Origin of the sequence: Allobosea sp. UNC402CLCol, assembly GCF_000745475.1 — a bacterium.
GTDB classification, from domain to species: domain Bacteria; phylum Pseudomonadota; class Alphaproteobacteria; order Rhizobiales; family Beijerinckiaceae; genus Allobosea; species Allobosea spartocytisi.
This window is the reverse complement of record NZ_JQJJ01000009.1, coordinates 250,442-262,879: the sequence shown is the minus strand read 5'-3', so window position 1 is coordinate 262,879 and position 12,438 is coordinate 250,442. Positions and strand designations below refer to the sequence as shown.

The following is a 12,438-nucleotide window of genomic DNA, read 5'->3' as shown; positions in this document are numbered from 1 at the left end:
GCGCGGACCAATCCTGCTGGAGAGAACGATGAGCGCGGAACCGGACCAGAAGCAGCTTCTCCATCTCGTCTTCGGCGGCGAGCTCGACTCGCTCGACGGCGTCACCTTCAAGGACCTGTCGAAGCTCGACATCGTCGGTATTTTCCCGAACTACGCCAGTGCCCATATGGCCTGGAAGGCCAAGGCGCAGCAAACGGTCGACCAGGCGCAGACACGTTATTTCGTGGTGCATCTGCACCGCCTGCTCGATCCCGACGCGACCAAGGCCTGAGGCCGAGGTTACGATTTCCGATTCCGCAACGGGCCGAAAGCCGAAAGCGTTTTTCGGCCCGATGCATGAGACAAGAGGCAGATGGGTTTTTCGATCCTCAAGACACGCGTGGCGCAGGAAGCGCTCGGCCGGCTTCTGGCCGGCTATCTGCGCCTGGTGCGGCGCACGAACCGGATCGTATTCGAGCCTGCCGACATCTATGACCATGTCCGGCCGGAGCTGCCGGTCATCTATGCGATGTGGCACGGCCAGCACATCATGATCCCCTTCGCGCGGCCGGATTGGATGCCGGCGGCCTCGCTGGTCTCGCGCCATGGCGATGGCGGCTTCAACGCCGTGGCGCTGCGCGAACTCGGCATCGGCTCGATCCGCGGCTCGGGCGCACGCGGCCGCCGGAAGGTGCGCGAGAAGGGCGGCGCCGGCGCCTTCCTCGCCATGGTGAAGCGGCTCGCAGCCGGCGTTTCGATGGTGCTAACGGCCGATATCCCGAAGCAGGCCCGCGTCGCGGGGCCTGGCATCGTGGCGCTGGCGCGTGCCTCCGGCCGGCCGATCCGGGCCGTGGCGGTGGTGACCAGCCGACGCATCGATTTCAACAGCTGGGACCGTGCCTCGATCGGCCTGCCCTTCGGGCGCTGCGCCATCGTGGTGGGGGAACCGATCACGATCGCGCGCGATGCCGACGAGGCGACGCAGGAGGCGACGCGGCTCGCCGTGCAGGCCAGCCTCGACGCCGTCCATGCCCGCGCCTATGCGCTCGTCGGCAGCCGGGATCCCGGCGCCGGCCTGCGCGACGAGCAGGAAGCCCGGCGAACTCTGGCCGAGACGCCGGCATGAGCGGCAAGGGCGCCCTGATCCGAAGCTACCGGCTGGCGACCGCCCTGCTCGAACCGGCGGCGGCCGGGCTGCTGCAATGGCGCCGCCGGCAGGGTAAGGAAGACGCGGAAAGGCTCTCCGAGCGGCGCGGCTACGCCACCGTCAAGCGGCCGAACCGCCCGCTGGTCTGGCTGCACGGGGCCAGCGTCGGCGAGACCGTGACGCTGCTGCCGCTGATCGCCAGGCTCCAGAAGCGCGGGCTCGCCGTGCTCGTGACCTCCGGCACGGTGACCTCGGCGCGGCTGCTCGCGGCGCGCCTGCCGGCCGGCGCCATCCACCAATATCTCCCGCTCGACGTGCCCCGCTACATGCGTCGCTTCCTCGATCACTGGCAGCCGGAACTCTGCCTGATCTGCGAATCCGAGATCTGGCCGAACCTGCTGATCGAGGCGCAGCGCCGCAGCGTCCCGGTCGTGATGGTCAACGGGCGGATGTCGGAACGCTCCTTCGCGCGCTGGTACAAGCGCCCACGGGCGGCGCGCTTCCTGCTCTCCTGCTTCGAGGCGTGCCTGGCGCAGTCGCAGGCCGATGCGGAGCGTCTGGCGCAGCTCGGCGCGCCGCGCGTCAGCGTCGCCGGCAACCTCAAATTCGACGTGCCCGCCCCGCCGGCCGACCCCGACACGCTCGCCATCCTCGACGGCATGACGACGGGGCGCCCGGTCTGGATCGCCGCCAGCACGCATCCGGGCGAGGACGAGCTCGTGCTCTCCGCCCATCTCGCGCTGAGATCCCACCTGCCGAAGCTGCTCACCATCGTCGCCCCGCGCCATCCGCAGCGCGGTGCCGAGATCGAGGCGCTGGCGCAGGCCAACGATGTCGGCGTCGCGCGCCGCGCCGCCGGCGAAAGCCCGGAACGCGATGTCGAATTCTACGTCGCCGATACGCTGAACGAGCTCGGCCTGCTCTACAGGCTGTCGCAGGTCGCCTTCCTCGGCGGCTCGCTGGTGGAAGGCATCGGCGGGCATAACCCGATCGAGCCGGCCAAGCTCGGCTGCGCGCTGCTGCACGGCCCCCATGTGCACAACAACGCCGAGATCTTCGCCGCCTTCGACAGCGACGGCGGTTCGCGCGAGGTCGCCGATGCGCAGGCGCTCGCCGGGGCGGTGCATCGCTGGCTGAGCGACCCGGCCAGCGCCCGGCAGGCCGCGCGCGCGGCGGCGCATACGGCGAGCGAGCTCGGCGGAGCGATCAACCGCACGCTGCAGGCCATCGAGCCGCTCCTGATGCGCGCCGCGCTCGGCCAGCGCGAGAGCGCGCCCTGATGTCTGGATCACAGGCGGGATCCAAGCGAAAAACCGGTTTCCACTTTTTCGCATCCCGCCTCAGTGCGCCGCGCTTCTGGTGGCGCGACCGGCCGGGGCTGCTGGCCCGGCTCCTCTCCCCGCTCGGGCTGGTCTATGGCGCGATCACGCTGCGGCGCATGCGCAGGCCCGGCGCGGAAGCAGACGTGCCGGTGATCTGCGTCGGCAATTTCATCGCCGGCGGCGCCGGCAAGACGCCGACCGCGATCGCGCTGGCCGGGCTGCTGCGCGCGCGCGGCGAGACGCCCTTCGTGCTGATGCGCGGCTATGGCGGGAGCCTGCCCGGCCCGGTCGAGGTCGATCCCGCGCGGCATGGCCCCACCGAGGTCGGCGACGAGGCCGTGCTGATGGCAGGCCATGCCCGCACGGTCATCGCCCGCGACCGCATCGCCGGCGCGGCGCTGGCCCGTACCCGCGGCGCGAGCGTGATCGTCATGGATGACGGCTTGCAGAACCCGGAGCTCGCCAAGCAGTTGCGGCTGGCGGTCGTCGACGGCGCGAGCGGCGTCGGCAACGGCCTCAGCCTGCCGGCGGGGCCGCTGCGGGCACCGCTGGCGGGCCAGCTCGATTGTACCGATGCGGTGATCGTGATCGGACCGGGAGCGGCAGGCGCGCGCGTCGCCGAGGCGGCCGCAAGGCAGGGCAAGGCGGTCATCGCGGCGCGGCTCGAACCCGACGGGCAGATCGCCGGGACGCTGCGCGGACGGAAGGTTCTGGCGCTCTCGGGCATCGGCCGGCCGGAGAAATTCCGTGCCACGCTGGAATCCATCGGCGCGACCGTCGCGGTCGAACGGGCCTTCGGCGACCACCACGCCTATTCGGCAGCGGATGTCGCGGGCGTTGTCGCGCAAGCGCGGTCAGGCGGCCTGCTTGTCGCCACCACCGAAAAGGACATGACCAAGCTGGCGGCGCTCTGGCCGCAGAGCGAAAGGCAGCGGCTCGTCGTGCTGCCCGTCAGGCTGGTCTTCGACGCGCCGGAGCGGATCGCAAAGCTACTGGAAACGCCCTCAGCCGCGGCCGGCGCGACGCAGCCTTAGCAGGGCCGCCTCGGGCGAGGCATAGGCTTCCTGCCACTCGACCGACCAGTAGCGCAGATCGTCCAGGCGGATCGGCGCGCCGGTGACGGCGCAGCGCACGAAGCCGCCCGGCTTGATCACGCGGAATTCGCCGTGACCGTAATCGACGACCGCTTCGGGAGCGGGAGTGGGAAGGCGCTCGCTGATATTCATCAAAATCGTATTAAATCATTGATTGCGAAACGGAAAGCCGGGATAATCACTGCGCGGTGTCATTTTCCGGTCGGCGATGTCCAGTGTCCTGCGCCTGTTGGCGCGTGTGGTGTGTCTCGTTCTGCTTGCAACCTCGGCGGTCCATGCCGGCGGCTATGAGCGTGTCTCCATCGCGATGGACGGCGGCCATCTCGACGGCGTTTTCTTCCGCCCGCCGGGGCCGGGGCCGTTTCCGGCGGTCGTCGCATTGCATGGTTGCGGCGGTCTGTGGCGCGAGCAAGGCAAGCTCTCGATACGCCATCTGGATTGGGGCGAACGGCTCTCCAATGCGGGCTTCGCCGTGCTGATGCCGGACAGCTATGGCTCGCGCGGGCTCGCCTCGCAATGCGGCGTGAAGGACCTCACCGTCCGGGCCGGGCGCGAGCGGGTCGCCGACACCATGGCCGCCCGCCTCTGGCTGCTGCAGCGCAACGACATCCGGCCCGGCCAGCTCTCCCTGATCGGCTGGTCCGGCGGTGGCTCGACGGTGCTCACCGCCATCCGCAAGGACCGACTGCCGGCGGACCAGATGCCGGATTTCACACGGGCGATCGCTTTCTATCCGGGTTGCCGCATCCAGTCGGAATCGCCGAGCTTTGCCGTGCGGATGCCGCTGCTGATCCTGATGGGCGAGGCCGATGACTGGACGCCGGCCGCCCCTTGCGGCTACCTCGCCAAGGCGGCGCAGGCGCGCGGTGAGAAGGTCGAATTCGTGACCTATCCCGGCGCGGTCCATGATTTCGATCATCCCCGCCTCGAGGTGAAGGAGCGCGAGAACGTCGCCTTTTCCGCCAATGGCACCGGCAAGGTGATGGTCGGCACCAACCCGGCCGCGCGGGAGGATGCGCTCAAGCGCGTCGACGCCTTCCTGAAGGCACCTTGATTCCCTTCATGCGGACCGCTCAGCCCTCATCCTGAGGAGCCATTTCGCCGGAAATGGCGTCTCGAAGGATATTTCAGGAAGCCCCGGAGCCATCTGGAGCATCCTTCGAGACGCCGCTGCGCGGCTCCTCGGGATGAGGGCTCAAGGCTTTCCAACGGCCTGTCAGAACAAATCGCCCTGAGCGGATTTCGGCGGCTCCGATCGCGGCGCCTCCTTGCGCGCCGGACGGGGCTGCGGCCTCGGTGCGGTTCCGCCGCTCCCGGACACCACGGCGCCGAAGCGGCCGTCGCTGACCTCGACGGTCAAGGCCTGGCCCGCCTGCGCCTGGATGACGCTGCGGATCAGTGCGCCGGCCTCGTCGCGGATCAGCGCATAGCCGCGGGCGAGCACCGCTTCGGGGCCGAGCGAACGGATCAGCGTCCAGAGCGAGTCGAGGCGGTCCTGCCGGCGATGCAGCCCCTGCGCGAAAGCGCGCGTGGCTCGGTCGGCGAGCAGATTGCCGCGCTCGCGACGCTGGATCAGGCTCTGGCCGAAGGCGTTGCGCGCTCGCGCTTCGAGCGTCGCCAGCCGGTCGCGGGCATGGGCGATGCGGGTACGCTCACTCGTGATCGCGTTGCCGCGCGCGGCGGCCAGCACGCGCGCGAAACCGTCGAGCTGGGCGCGCAGCCGGGCGAGCGCGATGCGCGGCGAGCGGGCCTCGAGCCGGCGCGCCAGACCTTGCAGGGCCTGCTCATGGGCGCGGGCGTTGCGGGCGAGCGCGGGAGCGAGCCGCGTAGCCGCGAGGTCGAGCCGCTGGCGCGGAGCGGAGAGGACCGCCTCCGGCCCCGGCAAAGCACGCGCCAGGGCGCGCAAATCGCTGCGGCGCCGATCCGAGAGCCGGCGCATGGCGCCGCCATGCCGGCGGGCGAGGTCGGCGACCAGCGCCATCAATTCGGCGCGGACCGGCACGACCTTCTCGGCCGCGCCGGTCGGGGTGGGCGCACGCAGATCGGCGGCGAAATCGATCAGCGTCGTATCGGTCTCGTGACCGACGGCCGAGACCAGTGGGATCGTCGAGGCGGCGGCGGCGCGGACCACGACCTCCTCGTTGAAGCCCATCAGGTCTTCGAGCGAGCCGCCGCCGCGCGCGACGATGATGACGTCGGGGCGAGGGATGCGTCCGCCCTCGGGGAGAGCGTTGAAGCCGGTAATGGCGTTGGCGACCTCGGCGGCGCTGGTCTCGCCCTGCACGCGCACCGGCCAAACCAGGACATGGCGGGGAAAGCGATCCTCCAGCCGGTGCAGGATGTCGCGGATGACCGCGCCGGTCGGCGAGGTGACGACGCCGATGACGCGCGGCAGATAGGGGATGAGCTGCTTGCGTTCCTCGGCGAAGAGGCCCTCGGCAGCGAGCCGCTTGCGCCGCTCCTCCAGCAGCGCCATCAGCGCGCCGATGCCGGCCGGCTCCAGCGAATCGATGACGATCTGGTAGCTCGACTTGCCGGCGAAGGTGGTGATCTTGCCGGTGGCGATGACCTCCAGCCCATCCTGCGGACGCGTCTTCAGCCGGCCGAAAACGCCTTTCCAGATCACCGCGTCGATCTTGGCGTTCGTGTCCTTCAGCGAGAAATAGACATGGCCGGAAGCGACCGGGCCGCGATACCCGGAAATCTCGCCGCGCACGCGCACGAAGCCGAAGGAATCCTCGATGGTGCGCTTCAACGCCCCGGAGAGGTCCGAGACGGTCCATTCGGGCGCATTGCCTGTGGGAACGGTCGATTCGCTGTTCATGGCCGGACCATAGCGGGCGGGCCCGACGAGCAGAAGCGTTGCCGTCGCCGCGCCGGGCAGGTATTGCGCAAGGATCCTTTCGGCCGACCTCAGCCCTCATCCTGAGGAGCCGCGTCAGCGGCGTCTCGAAGGATGGTCCAGGGGGCGCTGGAGCATCCTTCGAGACGCGTTCCTCCGGAACGCTCCTCAGGATGAGGGCTCACAAACCCGCCAACGCGGATGGGAGCCAGCATGAAGATTCTTCTGATCGGTTCGGGGGGCCGCGAACACGCGCTCGCCTGGGCGATATCGGCCTCGCCGCTTTGCGAGCAGCTCTTCATCGCGCCGGGCAATCCGGGCACCGCGCAATGCGGCGAGAACGTTGCGGTCGATATCGCCGATCATGCCGCGGTCGTCGCTTTCTGCCATCTTCAGGCCATCGGCCTTGTCGTCGTCGGCCCGGAAGGGCCGCTGGTCGCCGGCATCGCCGACGATCTCAGGGCCGCCGGCATCAAGGTGTTCGGCCCCTCGAAGGCCGCCGCCCAGCTCGAGGGCTCGAAGGGCTTCACCAAGGAGCTCTGCGCCCAGTTCAATATCCCGACCGCCGCTTTCGGCCGCTTCACCAGCGCCGACACCGCCAAGGCCTATGCCGCCCGCCAGGGTGCGCCGATCGTGGTCAAGGCCGACGGCCTCGCCGCCGGCAAGGGCGTGGTGATGGCCGAGACGCTCGACCAGGCCAATGAAGCGATCGACATGATGTTCTCGGGCGGTCTCGGCAGCGCCGGCGCCGAGGTCGTGATCGAGGAATGGATGATCGGCGAGGAGGCGAGCTTCTTCGCCATCTGCGACGGCACCAATGCGCTGGCGCTGGCCTCGGCGCAGGACCACAAGCGCGTCGGCGACGGCGACACCGGCCCGAACACCGGCGGCATGGGCGCCTATTCGCCCGCCCCCGTGATGACGCCCGCGCTGGAAGAGCGCGTCATGGCCGAGATCATCCGGCCGACGCTCGTCGGCATGGCCAAGCGCGGCATGCCGTTCCAGGGCGTGCTCTTCGCCGGGCTGATGATCACCGCCGAGGGGCCGAAGCTGATCGAATACAATGTCCGCTTCGGAGACCCCGAATGCGAGGTGCTGATGCCGCGCCTCAAGAGCGACATCGTGCCGGCCCTGCTCGCGGCCTGCGACGGCGTGCTCGGCTCCTTCGACCTGCGCTGGGCGGAAGAGGCGGCGCTGACCGTCGTGCTCGCGGCGAAGGGCTATCCCGGCAAGCCGGAGACCGGCAGCGTCATCCGCGGCGTCGAGAAGGCGGATGCGCTGGACGACGTCCTCGTCTTCCATGCCGGCACCAAGCTCAGGGAGGGCGAGCTCGTCGCCCATGGCGGGCGCGTGCTCAACGTGGTCGGCCTGGGCAAGAGCGTGCGTGAGGCTCAAGGCAAAGCCTATCAGGCCGTCGACCTGATCGACTGGCCGGAGGGCTTCTGCCGCCGAGACATCGGCTGGCAGGCGGTGAAGCGCGAGCAAGGCTGACAAAACCGGGCACCCCGCACGCCTCAATCTCGGCGATTGCTTCTCCTACGCTCTTGCCAAATCCTTGAACGCTCCCTTGCTTTACAAGGGAGAGGATTTCGGCCGGACGGACATCGTCTCCGCCGCCACGGCAAGGGCGCAGCCATGAGCAACATCGACAGCCTGTTTCCCGGCTTCAAGGCCCATTGGGTCGACGGCCCGGTCGGCAAAATCTTCGCCCGCGTCGGCGGCGAAGGGCCGCCGCTCGTGCTGATCCACGGCTTTCCGCAGACCCATGCCGAATGGCACAAGATCGCGCCGGAGCTGGCGAAGACGCATACCGTCGTCTGCCCTGACCTGCGCGGCTATGGCTGGTCGGCCGCGCCGCATGGCGATGGCGGGGCAGCGACCTACACGAAGCGCGGCATGGGCGAGGACATCGTCGCCGTGATGCAGGCGCTCGGCCATCTGCGCTTCGGCGTGATCGGGCATGATCGCGGGGCGCGCGTCGCCTATCGCCTCGCGCTCGACCATCCCGGCCGCGTCGAGCGGCTCGCGCTGCTCGACATCCTGCCGACCGTCTCGATGTGGGAGGGCATGGACGCGGCGCGTGCCATGCAGGTCTATCACTGGACCTTCCTCGCCCAGCCCGAGCCGACGCCTGAAAATCTGCTCAAGGCCGATCCGGTCGGCTGGCTGGACCATACCATCGCGAGCTGGAGCCGGGCGAAGAAGCTCGACCTGTTCGACCCGCTGGCGCTGCGCTCCTACGCCGAATCCTTCAGCGACCCCGCGCGCATCCATGCGTCCTGCGAGGATTATCGCGCCGGCGCCACCACCGATATCGCGCATGACAAGGCCGATCTCGCCGCAGGCAAGCGCATCCTCTGCCCGACGCTGATCCTGTGGGGCGAGGCCGGCATCCCGGCCAAGGGCGCAAGCCCGCTCGAGATCTGGCACGAGACCTTCGCGCCGCAGGCCGAGGGGCAGGCCATCGACAGCGGTCATTTCCTGCCGGAGGAGAATCCGCAGGCGACGCTCGCCGCGCTGAAGCCGTTCCTCGCGCAGCCGCTTGCCTGAGCGCACGGCAATGGCCAGATTCGGCTGATGTCGCCGCGCCGCGCCGCCCACCGACCCGAAGCCGCGAAGCCTGCCGGCGAATTCGCGCTGGTGCTCGGCGCCGGCGGCGCGCGGGGCTTGAGCCAGATTCCGGTCCTCGAAGCGCTCGACGAACTCGGTGTAAGGCCTTCGCTCATCGCCGGCTGCTCGATCGGGGCGATCATCGGTGCCGCTTATGCGGCCGGCATCCCGGGCTCCGCCTTGCGCGAGCATGTGCTCGGCAGCTTCCGCGACCGGGCCCGCGTGGTCGCGAAACTGCTCGATGCCCGCGTCGGCAAGCTCGCCGATCTGGTGCGCGGCCTCGGCAATCCCGCCCTGATCGATGGCGAACGGCTGCTCGACCTGTTCTGGCCGGAGGCGGTTCCCGACCGTTTCGAGGAACTCGCCATCCCCTTCAGCGCGACGGCGGCCGATTACCACCGCCATGTCGAGGTAACGCTGTCGGAGGGGCCGCTGACACCGGCGGTCGCCGCCTCGCTCGCCATTCCCGGGCTGGTGCGGCCGGTCGCGCTCGGGGGGCATGTGCTGATCGATGGCGGGGCGATCAATCCCCTGCCCTATGAGCGCCTGCTGGCGCCCGGCCGGATCGTGCTGGCGATCGATGTCAGCGCGGCGCCGCTTGCCACGAGCGACAGCCGCATTCCCGGTGCGATGGAGACGATCGTCGGGGCGTCGCAGATCCTGACCCGCACGCTGGTGCAGCGCATGGTCGAGCGGCAGCCGCCCGACATCCTGATCCGCAGCGGGCTCGACGGGATCGGCGGGCTCGACTTCTTCAAGGCGAAGGCGATCCTCGCCGCCGCCGAGCCGGTCAAGGACGAGGTCAAGCGAGCGCTGGAACGGGCTCTCGCCGCAGCGGGCTGACGGAAGGCTCGGGCGCATCGCAGCGGAAACCGGGCAAGGCGGCTTCGAGCATCGCGCGCCCCTCCTCCGTCAGCGTCACGGCGCGGCTGTCCTTGCGGCGACGCGTCCAGCCCATCTCGAAGCAGCGGCAGGCCAGCGCAGCGGCGAGATGGCCGGCGAGATGCGGCCGGCGCTCGCTCCAGTCGAGGCAGGGGCGAAGCGCCGCGCGGCGGGTCTTGCCGCTCTGGCCGGGCTCGACGCCGAGCCGGGCGAAAATCGCCTTGCCCGACGAGGTCAGCGCATAGCCTCCCTCGCTGGCAGCGAGATGGCCCCCCGTCATCAGCGCATCGTGGATGCCGATGCCGAGCCGGCCGGCGAAATGGTCGTAGCAGGTGCGGGCGAAGCTCAGCTCGGCCCCGACGCGGGACGGCAGGCGGCGCGTCGTCCCTTCCATATTCGCCAGCACCATCAGCCCTTCCAGCGCCGTCGCGACCTCCGGCCCGGCAAGGCGATAATAGCGATGGCGCCCCTGTGCGGCGACAGCGAGCAAGCCGCCCTGCATCAGCTTGGCGAGATGGCCGCTCGCCGTCTGCGGCGCGACGCCGGCGAGCCAGGCGAGTTCCTTCGCCGTCAGCGCCCGGCCATCCATCAGCGCGTGCAGCATGTTGGCGCGGGCCGGGTCGCCCATCAGATGGGCGATCTCCGCGAGATAGGGACCTTGTGCACTCATGGCACCATGATGCGCCGTTCGCGCGCCGCCGCAAGCCAGGACGCTACGGTCAGGGCCGTAGTATCGATCCGAGACAGACCTGCCTCGGGATGCCAGAAGCGGGACATGGACAACACGGCTCTTCTCCTCTTCGTCACCGCGACCTTCGTGCTCGCCGGCTTCGTCAAGGGCGTGATCGGGCTGGGATTGCCGACCATCGCGGTCGGCATCCTCGGCGTCGTCATGGCTCCGGCCCAGGCCGCCGCGCTGCTGGTCGTCCCGAACCTCGTCACCAATGGCTGGCAGATCGCGACCGGGCCTAAGCTCGTCACGACATTGCGCCGGCTCTGGCCGATGCTCGCCACCATCTGCCTCGGCACCTGGGCCGGCGCCGGCCTGCTGCAGCAGCAGAAGGACGGCAGCGCGACGCTCTGGCTCGGCGCGGCGCTGATTCTCTACGCACTGGTCGGCCTCAAGGCGGCGAAGCTGCGCGTGCCGCCCGGCTGGGAGGTCTGGCTCGGGCCGGTCATCGGCTTCGTCACCGGCGTCGTCACGGCCGCGACCGGCGTCTTCGTTTTGCCGGCCGTGCCCTATCTGCAGGCCCTCGGCTTCGACAAGGACGAGCTGGTGCAGGCGCTCGGCATCTCCTTCATCGTCTCGACGCTGGCGCTCTCCTTCGGGCTGATCGGGGCCGGTGCGCTCGACGGCACCGTCGCCTGGCAATCTCTGCTCGCGCTGGTCCCCGCTCTCGTGGGAATGGGTGTCGGTCAGTTCGTCCGCAACCGCATTTCGCCCGCGACCTTCAAAATCTGTTTCTTCACAGGCTTGCTGGCGCTGGGCGCCTATCTCTGCTGGCGTGGTCTTGCCTGACGGCGCGTATCTTGCTTGGCTGTCCCTGCCGCTTCGCCTGCCGTTAACCGCTCGCTAACCCTATCAGCGCAGCCTCAACCCGAAGCGACAGGAGCATGCCCCGCTATGGATGCCTTCACCATGGTCATCATGGCCTGCGTCTCGGGAGAGCCGCACTGCACCACCTCACGCATCAGCGAGATGGACTTCACCACCGCGCAGGCCTGCGAGGCGCGCATCGACGACATCACGCGCACCATGACCAAGGAATTCGGCAAGCGCCCCGAGTTCAAGGGGCGGCAGGTGACCTATGACGTCTCCTGCATGGACCGCACCCAGCTCGCCCAGAAGTTCGGCATCACCTCGTCCGATACCTGAGCGGGAATTCGGGGTCGTCATGCTCGGGCTTGACCCGAGCATCTCGGAAACCAATGCCCTCTCGGCACGCGATTCTCGGGTCGTCGCTTCGCGCCGCCCGAGAATGACGGAAGGTTCTGGCGCATCGGCTATCGCCGCTCGCGGAAGAACTCCCGCAGCAGCTTCGCCGCCTCGCTCTCGCGCAGGCCGCCATAGATTTCGGGCTGATGGTGGCAGGTCGGGCTCTCATAGAGCCTGACGCCGTTCTCGACGGCCCCGCCCTTGGGATCAGCCGCCCCGAAATAAAGCCGCCGGATGCGGGCAAACGAGATCGCCGCCGCGCACATCGGGCAAGGTTCGAGCGTGACGTAGAGATCGCAGCCGATCAGACGCTCGCTGCCGATCGCTTCGCAAGCCAGCCTGAGCGCCAGCATCTCGGCATGGGCGGTGGGGTCCTTCAGCTCCAGCGTGCGGTTGCCGGCACGGGCCAGCACCGCGCCGTCGCGCATCACCACCGCGCCGACCGGCACCTCGCCGCGCGCGGCGGCCGCGCGCGCCTCGTCGAAGGCCTGCGCCATGGCATCGATCACGGAAGGTGCTTGCGACAGCGACATCGAAAAACCCCGGCTTTGGCGCTCGCGGCGAGGAAAAGCCTCTGCTACAAGCGCCGGTCATAGCGAATAAGCGAGCCAGGCCCTTCCCGCAAA

The 12,438-nt window shown here is 69.3% G+C and carries 14 protein-coding genes and 1 pseudogene; 11 read left to right on the top strand and 4 right to left on the bottom strand.

The window, feature by feature from the left end:
• The first annotated feature begins 28 nt into the window (after positions 1-28).
• From GY40_RS08525 to lpxK, 4 genes are all read left to right on the top strand, one after another.
• A complete protein-coding gene (locus GY40_RS08525; protein ID WP_038360861.1) occupies positions 29-271 on the top strand; it encodes a DUF4170 domain-containing protein in 243 nt (80 codons plus the stop codon).
• Positions 272-352: 81 nt separating this feature from the next.
• Positions 353-1,105, top strand: coding sequence for a lysophospholipid acyltransferase family protein (locus GY40_RS08520; RefSeq protein WP_038360858.1), 753 nt, complete (start codon positions 353-355; stop codon positions 1,103-1,105).
• Entirely contained in the window at positions 1,102-2,406 is a 1,305-nt protein-coding gene (locus GY40_RS08515) for a 3-deoxy-D-manno-octulosonic acid transferase (RefSeq protein ID WP_038360855.1), read from the top strand. The genes GY40_RS08520 and GY40_RS08515 overlap by 4 nt, the downstream gene beginning before the upstream one ends.
• The gene (gene lpxK, locus GY40_RS08510) at positions 2,406-3,482 is read left to right on the top strand and encodes a tetraacyldisaccharide 4'-kinase (protein WP_051987676.1); all 1,077 of its coding nucleotides are present in this window, start codon (positions 2,406-2,408) and stop codon (positions 3,480-3,482) included. The genes GY40_RS08515 and lpxK overlap by 1 nt, the downstream gene beginning before the upstream one ends.
• Here lpxK and GY40_RS08505 read toward each other — a convergent pair.
• A complete protein-coding gene (locus tag GY40_RS08505) occupies positions 3,453-3,674 on the bottom strand; it encodes a DUF2093 domain-containing protein (protein WP_038360852.1) in 222 nt (73 codons plus the stop codon). The two genes, lpxK and GY40_RS08505, sit on opposite strands and share 30 nt — an antisense overlap.
• A 109-nt stretch (positions 3,675-3,783) precedes the next feature.
• Here GY40_RS08505 and GY40_RS08500 point away from each other — a divergent pair, with 109 nt between their 5' ends.
• Positions 3,784-4,596, top strand: a complete 813-nt coding sequence (locus tag GY40_RS08500; protein WP_197062713.1) for a dienelactone hydrolase family protein — start codon at positions 3,784-3,786, stop codon at positions 4,594-4,596.
• Positions 4,597-4,758: 162 nt separating this feature from the next.
• On the opposite strand, the gene xseA is transcribed toward GY40_RS08500, so the two are convergent.
• Entirely contained in the window at positions 4,759-6,366 is a 1,608-nt protein-coding gene (gene xseA / locus GY40_RS08495; RefSeq protein WP_038360848.1) for an exodeoxyribonuclease VII large subunit, read from the bottom strand.
• Between the two features lie 231 nt (positions 6,367-6,597).
• Here xseA and purD point away from each other — a divergent pair, with 231 nt between their 5' ends.
• The 4 genes and pseudogenes from purD to GY40_RS08480 all read left to right on the top strand — a co-directional run bounded on the left by purD (position 6,598) and on the right by GY40_RS08480 (position 9,837).
• On the top strand, positions 6,598-7,875 hold the full coding sequence (gene purD / locus GY40_RS08490; protein ID WP_038360847.1) for a phosphoribosylamine--glycine ligase: 1,278 nt from the start codon (positions 6,598-6,600) through the stop codon (positions 7,873-7,875).
• Positions 7,876-7,879: 4 nt separating this feature from the next.
• Positions 7,880-8,023, top strand: a pseudogene (locus GY40_RS28215) (type II toxin-antitoxin system VapC family toxin); the annotation flags it as partial.
• Entirely contained in the window at positions 8,020-8,934 is a 915-nt protein-coding gene (locus GY40_RS08485; RefSeq protein WP_038360846.1) for an alpha/beta fold hydrolase, read from the top strand. The pseudogene GY40_RS28215 and the gene GY40_RS08485, both read left to right, overlap by 4 nt.
• A 27-nt stretch (positions 8,935-8,961) precedes the next feature.
• Positions 8,962-9,837 carry a patatin-like phospholipase family protein gene (locus GY40_RS08480; RefSeq protein ID WP_051987675.1) on the top strand — a complete coding sequence of 292 codons (876 nt, stop codon included), beginning with the start codon at positions 8,962-8,964 and terminating at the stop codon, positions 9,835-9,837.
• Here GY40_RS08480 and GY40_RS08475 read toward each other — a convergent pair.
• Entirely contained in the window at positions 9,797-10,546 is a 750-nt protein-coding gene (locus tag GY40_RS08475) for an ArsR/SmtB family transcription factor (protein ID WP_081925271.1), read from the bottom strand. The genes GY40_RS08480 and GY40_RS08475 overlap by 41 nt on opposite strands.
• Before the next feature lie 105 nt (positions 10,547-10,651).
• On the opposite strand from GY40_RS08475, the gene GY40_RS08470 reads away from it, so the two are divergent.
• Together GY40_RS08470 and GY40_RS08465 are read left to right on the top strand one after the other, a co-directional pair.
• Positions 10,652-11,395: a sulfite exporter TauE/SafE family protein gene (locus GY40_RS08470; RefSeq protein ID WP_038360845.1), complete on the top strand. Its 744-nt coding sequence runs from the start codon at positions 10,652-10,654 to the stop codon at positions 11,393-11,395.
• A 105-nt stretch (positions 11,396-11,500) separates the two neighbouring features.
• Entirely contained in the window at positions 11,501-11,752 is a 252-nt protein-coding gene (locus GY40_RS08465; protein WP_038360843.1) for a hypothetical protein, read from the top strand.
• Positions 11,753-11,880: 128 nt separating this feature from the next.
• On the opposite strand, the gene GY40_RS08460 is transcribed toward GY40_RS08465, so the two are convergent.
• Complete coding sequence (locus GY40_RS08460) at positions 11,881-12,345, bottom strand: nucleoside deaminase (protein WP_038360841.1); 465 nt, start codon at positions 12,343-12,345, stop codon at positions 11,881-11,883.
• Between the last annotated feature and the right edge of the window lie 93 nt (positions 12,346-12,438).